17 protein-coding genes are annotated in these 19,569 nt (G+C 60.8%); 10 read left to right on the top strand and 7 right to left on the bottom strand.

Translation table 11 applies throughout. From position 1 onward, the window contains the following. Positions 1-427 precede the first annotated feature (427 nt). Positions 428-1,816: a dethiobiotin synthase gene (gene bioD, locus ACNA1V_RS15385; RefSeq protein ID WP_415834492.1), complete on the top strand. Its 1,389-nt coding sequence runs from the start codon at positions 428-430 to the stop codon at positions 1,814-1,816. A 39-nt stretch (positions 1,817-1,855) separates the two neighbouring features. On the opposite strand, the gene ACNA1V_RS15380 is transcribed toward bioD, so the two are convergent. Further along, on the bottom strand, positions 1,856-2,740 hold the full coding sequence (locus tag ACNA1V_RS15380) for a LysR family transcriptional regulator (protein WP_415834483.1): 885 nt from the start codon (positions 2,738-2,740) through the stop codon (positions 1,856-1,858). Positions 2,741-3,063: 323 nt separating this feature from the next. On the opposite strand from ACNA1V_RS15380, the gene ACNA1V_RS15375 reads away from it, so the two are divergent. From ACNA1V_RS15375 to ACNA1V_RS15360, 4 genes are read left to right on the top strand one after another with little or no spacing between them, the layout of a single operon-like run. After that, the gene (locus tag ACNA1V_RS15375; protein ID WP_415834482.1) at positions 3,064-4,383 is read left to right on the top strand and encodes an MFS transporter; all 1,320 of its coding nucleotides are present in this window, start codon (positions 3,064-3,066) and stop codon (positions 4,381-4,383) included. A gap of 41 nt (positions 4,384-4,424) precedes the next feature. Continuing rightward, positions 4,425-5,597, top strand: a complete 1,173-nt coding sequence (locus ACNA1V_RS15370; RefSeq protein ID WP_415834481.1) for an L-rhamnonate dehydratase — start codon at positions 4,425-4,427, stop codon at positions 5,595-5,597. 9 nt (positions 5,598-5,606) lie between these two features. Continuing rightward, the gene (locus ACNA1V_RS15365) at positions 5,607-6,536 is read left to right on the top strand and encodes a dihydrodipicolinate synthase family protein (protein WP_415834480.1); all 930 of its coding nucleotides are present in this window, start codon (positions 5,607-5,609) and stop codon (positions 6,534-6,536) included. A gap of 4 nt (positions 6,537-6,540) precedes the next feature. Continuing rightward, positions 6,541-7,989: an aldehyde dehydrogenase family protein gene (locus ACNA1V_RS15360; RefSeq protein WP_415834479.1), complete on the top strand. Its 1,449-nt coding sequence runs from the start codon at positions 6,541-6,543 to the stop codon at positions 7,987-7,989. Between the two features lie 52 nt (positions 7,990-8,041). Here ACNA1V_RS15360 and ACNA1V_RS15355 read toward each other — a convergent pair whose 3' ends face one another. The 3 genes from ACNA1V_RS15355 to ACNA1V_RS15345 all read right to left on the bottom strand — a co-directional run bounded on the left by ACNA1V_RS15355 (position 8,042) and on the right by ACNA1V_RS15345 (position 11,619). Then, the gene (locus tag ACNA1V_RS15355) at positions 8,042-9,091 is read right to left on the bottom strand and encodes a TRAP transporter substrate-binding protein (RefSeq protein WP_415834478.1); all 1,050 of its coding nucleotides are present in this window, start codon (positions 9,089-9,091) and stop codon (positions 8,042-8,044) included. A gap of 239 nt (positions 9,092-9,330) precedes the next feature. Beyond that, the gene (locus ACNA1V_RS15350; protein WP_415834477.1) at positions 9,331-10,452 is read right to left on the bottom strand and encodes a Rieske 2Fe-2S domain-containing protein; all 1,122 of its coding nucleotides are present in this window, start codon (positions 10,450-10,452) and stop codon (positions 9,331-9,333) included. A gap of 165 nt (positions 10,453-10,617) precedes the next feature. Next, positions 10,618-11,619 carry a PDR/VanB family oxidoreductase gene (locus ACNA1V_RS15345; protein ID WP_415834476.1) on the bottom strand — a complete coding sequence of 334 codons (1,002 nt, stop codon included), beginning with the start codon at positions 11,617-11,619 and terminating at the stop codon, positions 10,618-10,620. 247 nt (positions 11,620-11,866) lie between these two features. Between ACNA1V_RS15345 and ACNA1V_RS15340 the strand changes: the two genes are divergently transcribed. The 5 genes from ACNA1V_RS15340 to ACNA1V_RS15320 all read left to right on the top strand — a co-directional run bounded on the left by ACNA1V_RS15340 (position 11,867) and on the right by ACNA1V_RS15320 (position 16,038). Beyond that, the gene (locus ACNA1V_RS15340; protein WP_415834475.1) at positions 11,867-12,670 is read left to right on the top strand and encodes a helix-turn-helix transcriptional regulator; all 804 of its coding nucleotides are present in this window, start codon (positions 11,867-11,869) and stop codon (positions 12,668-12,670) included. Positions 12,671-12,931: 261 nt separating this feature from the next. Beyond that, positions 12,932-14,098: a methionine aminotransferase gene (locus tag ACNA1V_RS15335; protein ID WP_415834474.1), complete on the top strand. Its 1,167-nt coding sequence runs from the start codon at positions 12,932-12,934 to the stop codon at positions 14,096-14,098. 166 nt (positions 14,099-14,264) lie between these two features. Further along, the gene (locus tag ACNA1V_RS15330; RefSeq protein ID WP_415834473.1) at positions 14,265-14,669 is read left to right on the top strand and encodes a DUF4878 domain-containing protein; all 405 of its coding nucleotides are present in this window, start codon (positions 14,265-14,267) and stop codon (positions 14,667-14,669) included. A 273-nt stretch (positions 14,670-14,942) separates the two neighbouring features. Beyond that, a complete protein-coding gene (locus tag ACNA1V_RS15325; protein WP_415834472.1) occupies positions 14,943-15,341 on the top strand; it encodes a DUF4878 domain-containing protein in 399 nt (132 codons plus the stop codon). Positions 15,342-15,345: 4 nt separating this feature from the next. Then, the gene (locus tag ACNA1V_RS15320; protein WP_415834471.1) at positions 15,346-16,038 is read left to right on the top strand and encodes a YiiX/YebB-like N1pC/P60 family cysteine hydrolase; all 693 of its coding nucleotides are present in this window, start codon (positions 15,346-15,348) and stop codon (positions 16,036-16,038) included. A gap of 111 nt (positions 16,039-16,149) precedes the next feature. Here the strand turns inward: ACNA1V_RS15320 and ACNA1V_RS15315 are convergent, their stop codons facing one another. The 3 genes from ACNA1V_RS15315 to ACNA1V_RS15305 form a co-directional block, all read right to left on the bottom strand. Beyond that, on the bottom strand, positions 16,150-17,271 hold the full coding sequence (locus tag ACNA1V_RS15315) for an alpha-hydroxy-acid oxidizing protein (protein ID WP_415834470.1): 1,122 nt from the start codon (positions 17,269-17,271) through the stop codon (positions 16,150-16,152). Beyond that, positions 17,268-18,314: a TRAP transporter substrate-binding protein gene (locus ACNA1V_RS15310; RefSeq protein WP_415834469.1), complete on the bottom strand. Its 1,047-nt coding sequence runs from the start codon at positions 18,312-18,314 to the stop codon at positions 17,268-17,270. The genes ACNA1V_RS15315 and ACNA1V_RS15310 overlap by 4 nt, the downstream gene beginning before the upstream one ends. A 109-nt stretch (positions 18,315-18,423) precedes the next feature. Then, positions 18,424-19,476: a TRAP transporter substrate-binding protein gene (locus ACNA1V_RS15305; RefSeq protein WP_415834468.1), complete on the bottom strand. Its 1,053-nt coding sequence runs from the start codon at positions 19,474-19,476 to the stop codon at positions 18,424-18,426. Positions 19,477-19,569 lie beyond the last annotated feature (93 nt).

Below are 19,569 nucleotides of genomic sequence, written 5' to 3'. Positions count from 1 at the left end.
CACGCCACCACGCGTACTGACACGCATGATGGAAAAGCTGGCGCAGGCGCCAGGCCAGGTAGTCGATGATTTCCGCGCCCGCTGCGGCGCTCCGGCGGCTGCCGGCCTGCCGGTGGCCGCCACACTGGCTTCTGGCCTGCTCGCCCTGCGGGATCAGGATGAACGCGCAGCATTGGCCGCTCTCGCGCTGCCGATACGTCTCCTGGCGGGCCACACCGACCCGCTGATCCCGCCTGCCATGTCCCGTGCCATGAGCATCCAGGACACCCATTGGCACGCAGGCGGCCACTTGCTGCCGCTGACGGACAGCGCCTGGTGTGCTGACCGGATCGCCGAATTCGTGCAGGCCATGGGCCCGAACACGCCAGCGAAAATCCCGGAAAACACCTTGAATTTGGCGGTGCCCCAGGCGGTTACTCACAAACTTATCCACAAGCCGGATATCGCCCGGCGCTTCAATGCCAGCGCTGCCCATTACGAGCAGCACGCCAGCGTACAGCAGCATGCCGCCCAGGAACTGGCCAGGCGCATCGCCCGTCTGCCCTTGCCGCCACACCCGCGCATTCTGGAAATCGGCTGCGGCACCGGCCTGCTGACACGCGCACTGGCACACCTGATCGGCCCGGCCACCTGGACCTTGACCGACATCTCTCCGGCCATGCTAAACGAGGCACAGCGCCACTTTCCAGGCGACGAGCATCGTTTTCTGGCCCTGGACGGAGAGCACCCGGCAGGCCTGGATGCGCACTACGACCTGATCTGCTCCAGCCTGGCAGTGCAATGGTTCGATGACCTGAACGCTGGCCTGGCACGTCTGGCGGCACACCTGGCGCCTGGCGGCTGGCTGGCGCTCAACACCCTGGCAGCGGGTACCTTCCGAGAATGGCGTGACGCGCACGAACAGCTGGGCTGGCGTGCCGGCACACGAAGTTATCCACCGGCAACACACATAGGCCGCAACCTGCCTTTTCCCGGCCATCTGGCAACGGAAACCCTCTGCGTGCAGCAAAGCAGCGGCCTGGATTTCCTGCGCGGCTTGAAAGCCATCGGAGCGACCTGTCCGGCCGACGGCCACACACCGCTCTCGGCCAGGCAATTGCGTGCCGTCCTGCAGCAATTCGACAAGGAATATGAACACGTGAGCTACGAAATTGCCTACGGCGCCTGGCGCCGCCCCCCGGCCGGGGTCTTTGTCACCGGAACGGATACGGGCGTCGGCAAAACCCTGGTCAGTGCCGTTCTGGCCCACGCCTGGCAAGCCGACTACTGGAAACCGCTGCAAACCGGCCTGGCGGAAGAAAGCGGTGACACAGAAACCGTCGCGCGTCTGGCCTGGCTGCCACCAGAGCGGCTACACCCTCCCGGTGCGGCCTTGCAAGCGCCGCTGTCCCCCTGGGCGGCAGCCATGCTGGAACACACCACGATAGACATCAACGCACTGCAGCTGCCTGCTACACCCGCTCCCTTGGTCGTGGAAGGGGCGGGCGGGCTGCTGGTACCCATCGACGCGCAACACCTGATGCTGGATCTGATCAGCCGTTTCGGACTACCGGTCGTGCTGGTCGCTCGCAGCGGCCTGGGCACGATCAACCATACCTTGCTAAGCCTGCGGGCACTGGCAGACCGCCAGGTGCCGGTTCTGGGCGTCATCATGAGCGGCCCGCCATCACCCGGCAACCGCCAGGCGATCGAACACTTCGGCAAAGTCAGGGTACTGGCTGAATTCCCGCATTGCGATACGGTGGATGCCAAAACCATCGCACGATTTGCAGCCCAAATCCCGTCACTCTCTGCATGTCACGAAACAGCAGGATGAGGGATTGGCAGACACCAGGCCGCACCGCTGTCTCCCCCCTCAATAAATGCCTTCGGCTACGGCGGCCCGCAGCTCATCCACTAGCAACAACGTAGAAGCGCTAGGCTGCCGCCCCTGTCTCATGATAATGCCGTAAGGTCCCAACTTGCGCGGCAAAGGTACCGGCAAGATATGCAGCATCCCCATACGTGCATGGAAATTCGCCACGGCGTCCGGAACGGCTGCAATGAGGTCACTCCCCGGCAACAGTGACATAGTCATCAAGATCGCAGCCGTTTCAATCGTACTTTGCGGTGGCGTCACACCTGCATCCTCAAACGAACGATCAATCAGCACACGCATGGGACTGGGACGTGCCTGCAGAATCCAGGGATAGCTCGCCAATTCTTCGAGCGTCAGGTTGGTACGTCCCGCCAACGGGTGGCCAGCCCCCACCACTAAAGCCAAACATTCATCAACCAAACTCTCGAAGTTCAGATGGCTGGCATCCCACCCCTCCGGCAGCCGTCCCAACACCAGATCCAACTGGTCCCGTTCCAACAACGGTACCAACATATCGCTGGTATCCACATGCACCGTCAGATTCAGCAAAGGATGATCGCGCTTGAGCCGCTTGATCACTTCGGCCATCAATACTGGCGTCGGCGCCATGACAGTGCCCACCCGCACCTTGCCAACCCGGCCGGTCTCAAGTGATTCCAGCTCATCGCGCAAACCTGCCATGTCAGAAAACACCAAGGTCGCGTAGCGCGTGACAGCCACGCCAAAGCGCGTAGGTCGCAAGCCCCGCAAATGGCGCTCAAACAAAGTCACGCCCAGCAATGCTTCCATGTCCTGCAGCATCTTGGTAACGGCTGGCTGAGAGAGCGCCAGCAGCTCTGCCGCTTTACGCAAGGAACCACGTTCCTCAATGGCCAGCAGCAAACGCAGATGCTGCATCTTCAAGCGAGCATGGAGACTGGAAACGGGTGGAATCATAAGAAACTTGCGTGGGCGGCCGACCATAACAACAGCATAGGACAGAACACCGGATCGAACGGTTTCCCATGCCCCGAAGACACTGCCTGCGCATGATATGGCAATGAATAGGCTGCCCAAAGGGTATCAATAAATCTTATCAATACATATAAAAACGTCAATAGATTTTATCGCCCCCGAAACCTATATTGCCTGCAAAAGGCAGCGCGCCATGCCTGAAAAAAATGTAGAACGCCCAAACACATGGCGCATTCCAGGAGACAAAATTTATGAACCCGCAGCAGGGCACCCCTCCCACGCTCAAAAACGCCATCCGTAAATGCCTGACGCGGCTATTGCCGTTTCTGGTACTGATGTACGTGATTGCATTCATCGACCGTGCCAACGTCGGTTTCGCCAAAACCGTCCTGCAGGCAGATACCGGCCTATCCAATGCAGCCTTCGCTTTCGGCGCAGGTATCTTTTTCCTCAGCTACGCGATTTTCGAAGTTCCCAGTAACCTGGCGCTACACCGTTTCGGTGCCCGCCTTTGGTTGTCGCGGATTATGGTCACCTGGGGGCTAGTGTCTGCTGCCATGGCATTTGCCCACGACGCCACGACGTTTTATGCATTGCGCCTGCTGCTTGGCGCTGCCGAGGCCGGTTTTTTCCCAGGCGTCATCCTCTATCTCACCTATTGGTTCCCCAGACATGTCCGCTCACAGGCCATCGGCGTCTTCTATTTCGGCTTGCCGCTAGCGCTGGTGCTCGGCGGCCCGCTGTCCGGACTGCTGCTGGATATGCAAGCGCCCCTGGGCCTGAAATCCTGGCAATGGATGTTCGTAGTCGAAGGCCTGCTGGCATCCGTCGTCGGGATTATTGCCTTCTTCTACCTCAGCGATGGCCCGGCTACCGCCAAATGGCTTGCCGACGATGAACGCCACACCCTGATGCGTGCTCTGGCCGAAGAAGACTCTGCCAAACTCAGCCACGGCCCTGCTACGCTGCGCGACCTGTTCCGCAGCCCGCGCCTGGCAGCTTTTTGCCTCGTGTATTTCACGGTCCAGATGAGCGTCTATGGCGTCGTGTTCTATCTGCCCACCCGTTTGGCCGAGCTTTCCGGAGGCACGGTAGATCTGACCGTCGGCCTTCTGACCGCCATCCCCTGGCTGTGCGCCCTGTTGGTTACCTGGTGGATCACCCGTCTGGCCGACCGTACCGGTGCTCACAGACGCCTGGCTGCATTGATGCTGGTCTGCGCAGGCTGCGGCATTGCTGCCTCTGCGCTGAGCGCTAGCCTAGTTCCGGTCATCATTGCATTCTGCTTCGCCGCCAGCGGTTTTGTCGCCGTGCAACCACTGTATTGGGCGTTACCGACAAACTATCTCGGCGGCGTCGCAGCCGCTGGTGGAATCGCCCTGATCAACTCACTGGGCAATGTAGGTGGCTTCGTGGCTCCCAACCTGAAAACCTGGGCTGAACAGGCGTTCGCCAACCCAGGCGCTGGCATGTTGTGCCTGGCAGGTGTCGCATTCATCGGTGCGCTAATGCTGTCCCTCATGCGCCAGACCCGTAGCACACCCTTGCAATCCCAACCGGTAACGCCCTGAACAACGTCACCCATGCTTCCCTCACAGACAGCATCACACCTATGAAAATCAAATCCGTACGCGCCCGAGTATTCCAATGGAAAGGCAAAACCGTTCCGCCACAAGGCAACTTCTGCTCCAACGCCATGGATCTCCTGTACGCCCCTCAGGAAACCATGAGCACCTTTCGCTTCCACTCCTGGACAGTAGTGGAAATCGAAACCGATGATGGCACCGTGGGCCTGGGTAATGTTGCCCTGGCACCTTCGATTGCCAAAGCCATCATTGACCAGTATCTGGCACCGTTGATCGTCGGCCACGATCCCTGGGACTACGAGTACCTATGGCAGCGTATGTATCGCAGCACCCTGGCCTGGGGCCGAAAAGGTGTTGCCATGGCAGCAATCTCTGCTGTGGATCTCGCCATCTGGGACATTCTCGGAAAGTCGGTCAACAAACCCGTTTTCAAACTGCTGGGTGGCCGCACCAAGGAAAAAATCCCTTGCTACTACAGCAAGCTGTACCGCACCGACTTGGACGTCATGCAGAAGGAAGCGCAAACATTCCTGGATCAAGGTTTCACCGCCTTCAAGATGCGCTTCGGCTATGGCCCGGCACACTTGCAGCATGGCGTGAAGGAAAACCTGAAGTCGGTAGCAGCCATCCGTGAGGTCATCGGCTATGACAATGACCTGATGCTGGAATGCTATATGGGCTGGAACCTGGAATACGCCAAGCGCATGCTACCCAAGCTGGAAAAGTTTGAGCCTCGCTGGCTGGAAGAACCTGTCATTGCCGATGATATCGACGGCTACGCAGAACTGAATGCTGCTTCAAACATCCCCATTTCCGGGGGGGAACATGAATTCACGCTGCACGGTTTCCGTCAATTACTCGACAAACGCGCCGTCAGCGTCGTCCAGTACGACACCAACCGTGTTGGCGGCATTACCGCTGCTCACAAAATCAACGCCTTGTGCGAAGCCTACTCCGTGCCTGTCATTCCACATGCAGGCCAAATGCACAACTACCACCTGACCATGAGCACACTGGCTTCGCCCATGAGCGAGTACTTCCCCATGTTCGATGTGGAAGTGGGCAACGAGTTGTTCTATTACATCTTCGACGGCGAACCCGAGGCCAGCAACGGCTTCATCCAGCTGCGCGACGATGTCCCGGGTCTTGGTTTGACGCTGAAGACCGAGTTCCTCGACCAGTTCGACATCATTGAGTAAGGATACCCAATGCCTGGCCTTTCCAACCCCCGTTATCACGGCATATTCCCTGTTGTGCCTACCACTTTTCACGAGGATGGCACCCTCGACCTGACCAGCCAGAAGCGCTGTGTTGACTTCATGATCGACTCCGGCGTGGATGGCCTTTGCCTGCTCGCCAACTATTCCGAACAGTTCCTGATCGCCGACGAAGAACGTGAAATTCTGACACGCACGATCCTGGAACACGTAGCAGGGCGTGTCCCGGTGATCGTCACGACCTCGGCCACCAGTACCGATCTTTGCTCGGCACGCAGCCGGCGAGCAGCCGATATGGGCGCGGCCATGTTGATGGTGATGCCTCCCTACCATGGCGCAACCTTCCGCTTTCCTGAACCGCAGATATATGAATTCTTCGCTCGCCTGTCCGACGCAGCGGGCATTCCCATCATGATTCAGGATGCGCCAGCCGCAGGCACGCCACTGTCAGCGGCCTTCCTCGCACGCATGGCGATGGAAATAGAGCAGGTGTCCTACTTCAAAATTGAAACGGCAGGCGCCGCTGCCAAGCTGCGTGAACTCATCCGCCTGGGGGGTGAAGCCATAGAAGGCCCATGGGACGGTGAAGAAGGCATTACCTTGCTGCCCGACCTGGACGCCGGCGCAACGGGGTCAATGACCGGAGGCGCCTTTGCCGATGGCATCCGTCCCATCATCGAAGCACACCGCCAGGGCGACTGGGATACCGCATTTAAACGGTATCAACACTGGCTGCCGCTGATCAATTACGAAAACCGCCAAACCCTGTTCCTGGCGGCCAAGACTTTGATGAAAGAGGGTGGTGTCATTACCTGCGACGCTCCCCGCCATCCCTGGCCAGCCTTGCACCCTGAGACCCGCCGGGGTCTGCTAGACACCGCGCGACAGCTTGACCCGCTAGTCCTGCGCTGGGGGAAATAACATCATGAGCACTTTCAAGAATCTCATTAACGGCGCATGGGTCGATGGCAATTCAACAGCCCTCAATATCAATCCCAGTCACACCGCCGACATCGTAGGTGAATATGCCCAAGCCAGCGCAGCCGATGTCGATACCGCAGTTCAGGCCGCCCAAGCTGCATTCCCCGGTTGGTCAAACGGCGGCATCCAGGCGCGCAGCGAGGCCTTGGAACGCATCGGCAACGAAATACTCTCCCGCCGGCAGGAATTGGGGGATCTGCTGTCCAGGGAAGAAGGCAAAACCCTGCCAGAAGCCATAGGCGAAGTCACACGCGCCGGCCAGATTTTCAAGTTCTTCGCCGGTGAATGCCTGCGCCTGTCTGGTGAAACTCTGCCGTCCGTACGTCCCGGCATCACGGTCGAAATCACTCGGGAAGCCATCGGTGTCGTTGGCCTCATTACACCTTGGAATTTCCCGATTGCCATCCCCGCTTGGAAGGTTGCTCCGGCATTGGCCTTCGGAAATTGCGTCGTTCTGAAACCGGCCGATACCGTTCCAGGATGCGCATGGGCCCTGGCTGACATCATCCATCGCTCCGGCATCCCCGCAGGAGTATTCAACCTGGTCATGGGACGCGGCAGCGTAGTAGGCGACGCCATGGTGCAGCACCCCGGCATTGCAGCCATCAGCTTTACCGGATCTACCGGCGTAGGAGGCCAGATTGCGGAAGCCTGCGCGCGTTCACACAAGAAAGTACAGCTCGAAATGGGCGGCAAAAATCCGCAGATAATCCTGGATGATGCCGATCTGGAACAGGCGGTCGAACTATGTGCCCAAAGTGCGTTTTACTCGACAGGCCAGCGCTGTACCGCCTCCAGCCGTCTGATTGTCACCCGCGGCATCCATGACCGCTTCACTGCCGCCCTTGTACAACGCCTGACACGACTACGCGTTGGCGATGCACGTGCTCAAGGCACTGATATCGGTCCTGCAGCCAGCGAATCCCAGATGCAACAGGATCTGGACTACATCGCCATCGGCCTGCAGGAAAGTGCAACTCTCGTCACAGGAGGCAACCGTGTTACTTGCCATACGGGCAGTGGCCACGAAGGCTTCTTCGTTGCACCGACCTTATTTATTGGCACCACACCCGAGATGCGCATCAACCGCGAAGAAATCTTTGGCCCAATCGCTACTGTTCTGCAAGCCGATGATTACGAGCATGCACTCGCACTCGCCAATGACACCCCCTTCGGTCTAGCGGCAGGCATCGCTACCAGCAGCCTCAAATACGCCACACATTTCAAACGTCACAGCGAAGCTGGTATGGTGATGGTCAACCTGCCCACTGCAGGTGTGGATTACCACGTACCATTTGGCGGCCGCAAGCGCAGCAGCTACGGCCCACGCGAGCAAGGACGCTATGCACAAGAGTTTTTCACAACGGTGAAAACTGCCTATATTCTGGCCTGACCAACAAGCCGGAACATACTGCCGGGCCAACAACAGCCCGGCAGCACCACAATCAATACTTCATCCCGTTCGCCTCGGCAATTTCCTTCAGCGTCGCCGCCAAGGCGGCGCCATCCAGTTTCTTCTCGCCGGTTTCGGCAATCCAGGTGTCCGTCAAGACCTGACCGGCATCACGCATTTGCTGATACTCCGCCTCACCGATCTCGACAACTTGGGCACCTTGCGTGCGCACTTGTTCCCGTGCCGCATTGGCCGAGCGCTCCCAGTTCGCCCCCATACTCATCGACAGGGCCAGCCCGCTATTGCGATCAACGATTTCACGCAGGTCGTCCGGCAGGGATTCATAGCGCTTTTTGTTCATCAACAGGCTGAGCAAAGTCGTGGAAAAGATCGGTTGATCCTCGGCCGGTTCAGAGTGAAAGCGCGTGACTTCATCCAGCTTGAGCGCGGGCAGCACTTCCCAGCCAACCAGCGCACCATCGACAACGCCCTTGGACAAGGCTTCCGTCAGCTGCGCCGGCGGCATGCTGACCGGCGTTGCCCCCAGGCTGTCGAGCAAACGCGCGGTCATGCGGGTGGAGGCACGCAGTTTGACGCCTTTGAATGCGTCCAGCGTCGTGACGGGCTTGTTGGCCGTGTGCAGTTGCATGCCACCGTCGCTGTGCAATGCAAGCACGTGGTAGTCCTTGAAATCATCCTGCAAGCTGCGCTCATAGAACTCCCAGATGATTTTCGAACCGACTTCGCCCTTGGCCGGCAGCATGAAGGGCAGTTCTACCGCTTCGCTGCGCGGAAAACGTCCCGTCGAGTAGCCCGGCGCCGTCCAGACGACATCGGCAGCGCCGCGGCGCACCTGGTCAGCCAGTTGCGCCGGCGTGCCGCCCAGTTGCATGGACGGGTAGATCTGGCAGGTCAGACGCTGCTGCGATTCGCGTGCCAAGGTATCGCACCACGGCTGAATGACGTTGACCTGGGCATTGGAAGTGGCCGGCAGGAAGTGGGAAACGCGCAGGACAACCTTGTCCTGCGCCTGGCCCAGCGCAGGCGCCATACAGGCCAACGATAGGGCGATAGGGGTCAATGCCTGGGATAAACGACGCATGGTATGTCTCCGGTCTTGTTTTCTTATATGAGGTTGCTGATTGTGGATATCTCTATGGATAAACCTGTGGGCAGGGCAGGGATATAGCTGTGAATACCCCGTTGATAGCACTGTAGATAATTACCGCCATACACCTCGGCAAGCCGCATCCAGCCTGATTGAAATGCCTCATGTCAGGCTGAAGTGGCCGTTATCGGGCCAAGGCAATGGCTATGGATCCGGCGCCGGGGCCAGGGCTGTCAGGCAGGCATGCCCGTCAATTGCGCCAGGCGCGCCTGCGCCTCGCGGTCGGCGCGCTTTTTCAGATAGATACGCATGGCGACTGCCGGCGCATCGCTGCCGACCGAAATTTCATAATGGCTTTCGTCCACATCGTCGATGACGGCTTCCAGCGCCCCCAAGCCATCGACATCTTCCTTGAAGGCGGCGAACAGCTGCTCGTGCATGAACTCCCCCAGCGCCGTATCGGCCTGCGCAAAGTCGCGGCCGTGAACGATGTGGTAGTGCATGCTGTGATCCGTTTCCGGCGTAATGATGTGCGCGGTATGAATATGGAAGACAGGCCGGGTTGCCTCGGGCAGCGCGGTGTCGTAGAAGGTCACGCTGACGCGATGCAGGCCGGGCGACAGAAATTCGGATGTCACGATGCGCGCGGCCGTCGGACCGGTGATGCCCGTGGTATTGCCCCATACGGGCGACAATGTGGTCGGCACAATGCGCCGCAGCAGCTTGTAATACCCTTCCTGCTTCAGATCCAATTCAAACGGCGCGCTGGCGTAATCCGGCGTACCGATGGTATTGGCATGCAGGAACTGCAAGTGCGTCAGATCCAGCAGATTCTCATGCATGCTGACGTAGTTGCCAGGGTGATGAAAGTAGCCCGAGCTGCACTCCCAGTCGGGATTCTCGATCCAGGGCTGATGTGGCAGTTTGCTTTCGTCGGCCAGCGCCGGATCGCCCATCCAGATCCACAACAGCGGGCCTTTTTCCACCAGCGGATACGAACGGATGCCAATCCCGCGTGGACAGGGTTTTTGCGAGGGCGTTTCAATCAAATTCCCTTGCTCGTCATACCGGAAGCCGTGATAGCCACAGACAATCGTGTCGCCATCGAGCCAGCTGCGCGACAGCGGAAACGAACGGTGGGCGCAACGATCTTCCATGGCAACCGCCTGGCCCGCCAGCGTACGGTACAGCACCAGGCGCTTGCCCAGAATCGTGCGGGCCATCAGTTCGCGCCCGACATCACCGGAAAACGCCGCGACGTACCACTCATTGAAAACGAAGGGCGTGTGGCGCGTTGCCATCTGCGCCGAAGCCTTGCGGGAATTGACGATGATGTTCGATGTCGGCAGGGTCATTTTTGTCTCCTCTTTTTTTCATGGCTGCAGACGCTGGATAACAGCCCACCTCAGCCAGCCAAAAACCTGTTGATAACTTCTGTATAAATCTGTGGATGAAACCTGCCGAACCCAAGACAGAAATGGATACTGCCGGGAACAACGGCGGCAGTGCTGCCTGGGCGGCTACAGCTCCAGTTCCAGCGCAGGGCTCAACGCACGGGAACAGCAGATCAGCATGGTGGCGTTGGCCTGTTTCTCTTCGTCCGACAGCACGAGGTCACGGTGATCGGGCGTACCGGCATGCACTCGCGTCTCGCACGAACGGCAGATCCCGGCGCGACATGAAAACGCCGGTGACAGGCCGGCTTCCTCCATGGCCTCCAGAATGCTCTGCTCTTCGCTGACCCACAGCGTTTGCCCGCTCTGGCGCAGGATGACTTCAAAGCCGCCGCCCACCCCTGCCTGCGCGCCAGATTGCAGGTCCGGTTCCACCGCCGGAGCACTGGCTGGTGCGGCAAACCATTCGAAGTGCACGCGCCCGGCCTGCTCGGCCGTCGCCTGCCTGACGGCCTGCATCAAAGGGTCAGGCCCGCAGCAATACAAATGCTCATCCGGGCCCAGCGATGCCGCCAGCGCCTCTACCGCCAGCAGGCGGCCGGCCTGTTCATCATTGAAATGCAGCTGAACCCGGCCACGGCCCTGATCCAGCGCCAGCAGGTCTTCATAGAAGGCCGCGCGATGACGACCCCGTGCGGTATAGATCACCCGCCAGGGCCGGCCTTCGCGTTCAGCCCAGCGCGCCATGGACAGAATCGGCGTAATGCCAATGCCGCCCGCCACCAGGCAATACGCCCCGGCCTGCGCATCCAGCGCAAAATGGTTGTGCGGCCCGACAACCTTGACCGTATCGCCTTCACGCAATGAGCCATGGATGAAACGCGACCCCCCCCGGCTGTCCGGCGCCAGCCCCACGCCCACGACATAGCGCTGGCGTTCGCTGCTGTCATTGAGCAGGGAGTAATGGCGGATCATCCCGTTGGCCAGGTGTATTTCCAGATGGGCGCCCGGCGCAAAGGCCGGCAGCGCCGCACCGGCAGGATCGACCAACTCTATGGCCAGCACATCCTTGGCTTCGGCGCTGACGCGGCTGACCCGCAAATTCATGGCGTGGGGCGCGTGATTCATGATTGTTCTACCTGCGAAAGCACCGCAGCCATTGCGCCACGGCTGCCGGCGGGATTTGTCTCTGGCGAACAGATTACCCACCTGTGGCGCAAGCGCTGTCATCCCTGAAGAGGACAAGGCCAGCCGCGTCTCGGCCCCAAGCCGTGCAAAACCGGGCCAGACCGGCCACAAAGCAGGACAAACCTTGATTGGCAGGCGGCACCATTGCGCGGAGAATAGGGCTATCACCGAATCGAGAGCGTCAGCCATGATCAGCATCTGGAACACTTCCAACGCCTCGCCCCAGCCCGACCTGCAACGCATCGTCAACCTGACCCGCGCCATGGGCAGCGAGCAATTCCCGGCGTCCCTGCTCGACAGCCTGTCGTACTGGGTCAAGTCCCAGCACTTCAACGTGCTGCGCATTTCTCCCCAGCATCCCAGCCTGTTGCTGGCGGGCTCACGCCACCACGACAGCCGGCTGGTATGGCGCTGCTGGGATGATTACTCCCAACGCTTCCACAGCCATGACGAACTGGCCAGCCGCATGCAAAGCCATCAACCCATGGAACGCCCGCTGATCGGCCACCTGCTGGCCGAAGACATCCGTTTTTCGCCCTATCGCCAGGAGATTTATCAACGCCACGACATGAGCGAACGTTTATGCAGCCTGTCCTGGGACGACAACGGCACCCCTCTGATGCTGAATCTCTACCGCCACCGCGATGCAGGCTATTTCAGCGATCATGAAATCCAGGCCTTCGAACAGCTCACTCCGGCACTGCTGCAGCTGGTGCGCGGCCACCTGGCCCTGCAACGGCAACAGGCGCCCACCGAAAGCTGGCGCACTACGCTGCTGCGCGCAGCGCCACAACTGACGGACCAGGAACTGGAAGTCTGCCTGCTGCTACTGCGCGGCCTGACCCACGCAGGCATAGGCGCCACGCTGGGCATCAAGGAAACCACCGTCAAAACCTATCGCAACCGGGCGTTCCTGCGCTTGAATATCAATTTCCGCAGCCAGCTCTTTGCCCTGGTCAATGCGCCCTGTACGCTGGCGGGCACTGCCTGAGTGCCGCCGCCAGCTGCCACCAAACACCACAGCGACACACCACCGAAACACCACGCCCGGCGGCCGTCCCGGTCAATCCACCCTGACAGTCATACCGGCATTACTACCAGTCATAAGCAGACTGTTTATGATGGCAATCTGGCCATGGCTGTCTTGCCTGCCTCTCCGGCTTGCCGCCTGCGCCCGCCAGTCCCACCCTTTACTCTCTTTACCGGGAAGCCCTGCTGCCGCTGCAGCGGGCCCCCTTTGATGACCTGCACCATGATCCAGTCAAAGCTGCCTGACGTCGGCACCACCATTTTCACCACCATGAGCCAGCTCGCCGTCGAAACCGGTGCCATCAACCTGGGCCAGGGCTTTCCGGACTTCGACCCCGACCCGGCGCTATGCCGGAAAGTCAGCGAAGCCATGGCCAACGGCATGAATCAATACCCTCCCATGCCCGGCCTGCCAGCCCTGCGCGCCGCCATCGCGGCCAAAGCCGCTGCCCTGTACGGCCACACTTACGACGCCAACACGGAAGTCACCGTCACCAGCGGCGCCACGCAAGCCCTGATGGCGGCAATTTTCTGTGCTGCCGGTACTGGGGATGAGGTCATCGTCATCGAACCCGGCTATGACTCCTATCGTCCTGCCATCCGCCTGGCCGGCGCCACCCCCGTCGCCGTCGCCATGCGCGCGCCTACCGAAAGCGACCCCTATTTCCGCTTTGATTGGGACGCCATCCGCGCGGCCATTACGCCGCGCACCCGGCTCATCATCATCAACTCGCCGCACAATCCGACGGCGACAGTGCTGGAAAGCAGCGATCTGGATGCCCTGGAATCCCTGCTCAGCCAGCACGACCTGCTGATTCTTTCCGACGAGGTCTATGAACACATCCTGTTCGATGGCCGCCCCCATCTGAGCATGGCAACGCGGCCCGCCCTGGCGGCGCGCTCCTTCATTGTGTCGTCGTTCGGCAAGACGTATCACACGACCGGCTGGAAGCTGGGCTACTGCCTGGCGCCAGCCGCGCTCACCCTGGAGTTCCGCAAGGTGCACCAATTCATGGTGTTCGCATCGCCCACCCCCATGCAGCATGCGTATGCCGACTTCGTCGGTCGTCCCGACACCTACAACGGCCTGAACGCCTTCTACCAGGAAAAGCGGGACTTCCTCGCCCAGGGTTTGGCACAGACGCGCTTTCAGCCACTTCCCAGCGCCGGCACCTTCTTCCTGCTGGCCCGATATGACCAGATATCCGACCTGAACGAAGCCGACTTCGCCATCTGGCTCACGCGCGAACATGGCGTCACGCTGATTCCGGTCTCCGCGTTCTACCAGGATCCTCAGGCCGCGGCCTCGAACCACGGCATTGTCCGTTTCTGCTTTGCCAAAAAAACGCCCACCCTGGAACAAGCCCTGGAACGCCTGCAACACGTCTGAGCCCCCCGCGACCAGCACTTACCGCGATTCCTATCCGTTGTCACTCCGGAATCTCAAGCATTGCGGGGCCGGATTGCAGCCATGCATACTCAAGTCGTGCGGCACCGCTTGCCACACGCTTTGCGGCAACTCGTCCAGACCCGCTTCATGACTTTCAGGAGAAGCCATGCATCCCATCCGCCTGACTGCCGGCTGGTTGCTCATACTCGCCACACTGCTCTCGGCCTGTATGAGCTACACCAACGACACGCCCCAGGGTACGGTTCAGCTGTTCTACCGGGCCATCGCGGATGGCGACACGGCCCTGGCGCTGGAACAGGTCATCCATCCTCGAGACTCCACGGAACGCAACAAGCAGCGTACCGCCATCGAGGAAATGCATACCGCCATCCAGGCCAATCAGGGCCTGGAAAATGTACAGATCCTGCAAAGCACGCTGACGCACCAGGGCACGCAAGCCAACATGCAGGTAACGCTCATCTTCAAGAATGGCAAGACCAATCTCGAAGACATGCGGCTCCACCAGCAGGACGGTAGCTGGAAAATCCTCCTCTGGAACACCCGCCACTGACCCCTGCAGGACGCTCTCATGAGGGCGCGGCGGCAACCACGCGATCGGCCGCCGTCGTCCATGCATCCACCGCACAGTGCACCGTGAGCCACGCACGAAATCCATCTGTTTCGACTTGATACCTTGCCAGATGCATGGGCCGGGGCTCGTAAACCTACAATACCTTGCCCCGGCCAGCCCTGAAACGCAGGCGGAACGCGCATTCCGCTTGCCAGCGCTACAATGGGCCGGCCTGAAAATAACTCTCATTCATGATTTCACAGGATTCCTGTCATGCTTCGCTCACGCCTGTCCGCATTCTTTGCCCTGTTCTTCGCCCTCATGCTGACCGCCTGCTCTGGCGGCAAGCCCGAATCCGTTGTCGAAACCTTCTACAAGGCCGCAGCCAAGGGTGACGTCGAGCTGGCCACCAAGCAAATCGCGTTGGCAGAAGTCCCCGCTTCCGAAATGACCATGGCCAAAGGCAAGATCCAGATGATCGTCGGTGAAATGCAACAACGCGTTGCTGCCAATGACGGCCTGAAGAAAGTCGAAATCATTGAAGTCACCATCGACGAAACCAAGAACACCGCCATGGTTCGTTCCAAACTCGTCTTCGGCAACGGCAAAGACTCCACTGCCAACAACAACCTGGTCAAGGAAGGCAGTGACTGGAAGATCAGCCTGAAATAAAGCCGTGCTGCGCTACGCCACGGTCACTCGAGCCGCCCGCCTGTGCCTGTCACTCGCGGGCGCCTTGCTTTCTGCCGCGGCCATTGCCGCCGGCAGCGATGCCTTGCCGGACGGCGCCAAAGCCGGCGACCTGATATTCCGTGAAGGCACAGAAGCGGTCAGCGATGCCGTGATGACCGTCGATGGCGGCGGCTTCAGCCATGTCGGCATGCTCCTGGGCGAGCCCGGCAACTGGCAAGTCATACACGCCACGCCCTCGGAAGTCCCAGGTCGGCCCGACGGTGTCGTCATCGACCCGCTGGCATTCTTCACCGACCCCAAACTCTCGCGCCGTCATGTCGTGTACCACGTCGGCAACGCGGCGCCGGCACAACGCGAGCGGGCGGTTGCAGCCGCCCGGTCCGACCTGGGCAAACCATTCCGTCTGGCCGACCCCGCCGGCACCTACTGCACCACCCTGGTCTGGCAAGCCTGGCAGGAAGCAGGGCTGGATCTGGAAGTGGAGTTCACACCGCTGGCGATTCCACTCATGCCAGGCAATTACCTGCTGCCCGGCCGCCTGGCAGCTTCCCCGCATCTGCAAGCCCTCGCGGAAACTGCCGGCGCAAACGGCCTGCTGACGCCCGTGGCGACGTCGCTGGCCACGCCGCCCGACACATCGCCAAACCTGCCGCCGCAGGCGAATACCGCCCAGTGAAGCCTGAACCCTGAAACCTGAGCACCGTCGCAAGACCGGGCAGGGCGCCCAAACCCTCAGGGCCAAAACCGCAGCCAGGCGCCCCGGCGCCCGGCCCAGGCAGCACGCCTATCAAGAGCCCGGTGCCAAAAAACCGGCATCCAACGCAGCCGTGCCCTCACAGCCAAGATGTGTCAGCGTGCCCAGATACTCGTCACGCAGGATCTCCAAGGCTTCCAGCGCGCCCGACTCTCCGCCGCTGGCCAGGCCATAGAGCGCCGCACGCCCCAGCAGCACACCACCAGCACCCAAGGCCACCGCCTTGGCCAGATGCGAACCGCGCCGCACCCCGCCATCGACCATCACCTCACAACCCTGCAAATCCATCCCCTGCAGGGCAGCCAGCGCCTCCATGCCGGTCCAGGCGCTATCGAGCTGGCGCCCACCATGATTGGACAGCACCACCGCATCCACCCCCATCGCCCGGCAACGCAACACGTCTTGCGGATCCAGCACGCCTTTCACGATCAGCTTCCGGGGCCAGGCCTGACGCACCGCCTCCAGCGCCTGCCAGGAAAACCCGGCATCCATGGAGCGCCGCAACAGCGCAGCCCGGGCCTGTGGCGACTGTGCTTCCGGCGTCTGGAAATTCCCCAGCGCAGGCATACCGTGACGCAAGTAATTCCAGGTCCAACGCGGATGCAACAAACCATCCAGCACCATGGTGGGGGTATAGCGCGGCGGCATGCGAAAGCCATTGCGTATATCCCGCTCGCGCTTGCCATTGGCCACGACATCCACCGTCACGGCCAGGCACTCATAATCTGCCTCGCGGGCACGCCGCACCAGGGACAACGCCAGTTCCTGCTCCACCACATACAGCTGGAACCAGAGCCTTCCGCCCGCATGACGCGCCACATCCTCCAGTGGCGCATTGGAAGCCGTGGACAGCATGAAAGGAATGCCGGCGCGCTGCGCCGCTCGCGCCAGGGCAATGTCACCATTCGGCCACAGCAAACCGTTGAGCCCGGTCGGCGCCACCGCTGCCGGAAAGGCCGCCGGCCCACCCAGCAGCTGGGTTTCCGGATACAGCGTGCGCAGATCCGTCAAACGGCTGGGCACAAAGCGCCAACCGGCAAACGACGCCATATTGTCTGCCAGCGTCTGCTCATCCTCTGCGCCGCCATCCACGTAATCGAAGATGGCGCGCGGCAACCGCCGTCTGGCCTTTTCCCTCAGCGCGGCAATATTCATTGACGTTCAGCCTCGTAACGCTCGACCAATTCACGGGCCTGGCGCAGCAGGGCAGGGCCATCGCCCCCCTTGGCTGCCACCTCCTTGAACCAGGTTTCCTGCACGGGTTCGGTAGCAGCCACCCAGCGCTCATACTCGGCCTGCGGCAGATAATGTATCTCGCCACCAGCGGCGACAATCTGATCGCGATAGCCCCCGCTCAGGTCATCGAATGCCGTCCGCCCCGCCCAGCCGGATGCATCCAGGCCGCTATTGGCATCGATCACTGCCTTCAGGTCATCCGGCAGGCTGTCGTACTTCGCCGGGTTCATGCCGAACAGGAAAATGGTATTGGACAGGCGCGGCTGGCCGGCAGGCACATCCACATGGTATTTCGCCAGTTCCTGCAGGCGGATCGCCGGTGCGCTCTCCCAGGGAACCAGAATGCCATCGATCACTTTCTTGGCCATGGATTCCGGCACGGCAGCCATCGGCATCTGCACCGGCGTCGCACCCAGCGCTTCGATGCTGCGGGAATTCAACCGGGTCGGCGCACGCAGCTTGAGCGACTTCAGGTCTTCCAACTGTTCCGGTTTCTTGCCATCGGCAAAGTGCAGCAGGGCGCCTTCATGCAAGTGCAGGAATACCGGCCGCACGCCCTTGAATTCATCCATGGCGTTGTCCTGCACATAGCTCCACAGCGCTTTGCTGCTGGCCTCGGCGGAACGTGTAATCCACGGCAACTCGAACACTTCGGACTTCGTATAGCGGCCCGAAGCGTAGGTCGCCGTCGTCCAGATCACATCCACCACGCCATCGCGCACCTGGTCTATCAGTTGCGCAGGCGTGCCGCCCAATTGCATCGCCGGATAGATCTGGCATTGCAGACGGTTGTTGGATTCTTCACGCACCTTCGCACACCACGGCTCGATCAGGTTTTTCTGCGCGCTGGAGGTGGAAGGCAAGGGATGCTGCACGCGCAGCGTGATGGGTTTATCAGCCGCCTGCACGGCACCGACAGCCAGCAAGGCAGGGAACAGCAGCGCCAGTGGGGAAATACGCATTTCGTCTCCTCGGCCCGTCTCCGGGCCTATTGTTTTTTATCGGCTATTCTGCCCGGGACCTGCGGCCGATGGCCGCTGGCGCCGGGACTCACGACTGAAATGAACGGTTTTACTGCTGCCCACCCGCCTGAGGCTGGGAGTACTCCGTCACCAGGGCACGGGCGGCGTCATACAGCACTTGCCCGTCCGCGCCCTTGGCGGCCACTTCCTTCTTCCACTCGTCCACGATGGGCGCCGTCGCCGCCACCCAGCGCTCGTACTCCTCCGGTGTGATGTGATGAATGGTGCCACCGTAGCCCAGCGCTTCGTCCTGGAAACGCTGCAACTGTTCATCGAACCCGGCGCGCCCCGCCCAGCCGGATGCATCCAGGCCGCTGTTGGCATCGATCACCGCCTTCAGATCATCCGGCAGGCTGTCGTACTTCGCCTGATTCATGCCAAAAAGAAAGGTGGTATTGGACATGCGCGGCATCCCTTCGGGCACATCCAGGTGCCACTTGGCCACCTCGCTCAGCTTGATCGCCGGCATGCCTTCCCAGGGAACCGTGGCGCCATCGATCACGCCCTTGGCCACGGATTCCGGCACCTGCGGCAGCGGCATCTGCACCGGCACAGCGCCCAGCAGGCCGATCATGGTGGAATTGATGCGCGTCGGCACCCGCACCTTCAAGCCCTTGAGGTCTTCCAGGGTCCTGGGTTCCTTGCCGGCGAAATGCAGCAGCGTCCCGTCATGCAGGTGCACGAACAAAGGCTTGACGCCCTTGTACTCATCCTGGGCATGCTCCTCTACATAGCGCCAGAATGCCTTGCTGCCTGCCTCTGCGTTATCGGTGATCCAGGGCAGCTCGAATACTTCGGTCTTGGTGAAACGGCCCGACGCGTAGGTAGGAATCGTCCACACGATATCCACGACGCCATCGCGCGCCTGATCGAAAAACTGCGCCGGTGTGCCCCCCAGCTGCGCCGCCGGGTAGATCTGGCAACGCATGCGCTGCTCGGACTGTTCCTCGATGCGTTTGCACCAAGGTTCAATGATATTGACCTGAGCATTGGAATTCGACGCCAGGAAGTGATGCACGCGCAACACGACAGGCTTGGCGGCCGCGGCCGGCAGGGCGGTCGCCAGTGCGGCGGCAGCGAGCAAGCATTGCAAAGTCCTCATGGTAAGTCTCCTCTTTGTGAATATATTTTTCTGTACTGCGCGTCCCGGCAGGCAGCGGCAGCGGCAGCCGCGCGCCGGGCGAAGGCGGACGGC

Source organism: Kerstersia similis (genome assembly GCF_965139615.1).
Taxonomy (GTDB): Bacteria; Pseudomonadota; Gammaproteobacteria; order Burkholderiales; family Burkholderiaceae_B; genus Kerstersia; species Kerstersia similis.
Note: the sequence above shows the minus strand (reverse complement) of the source record. Positions and strands in the feature narration are given on the sequence as shown.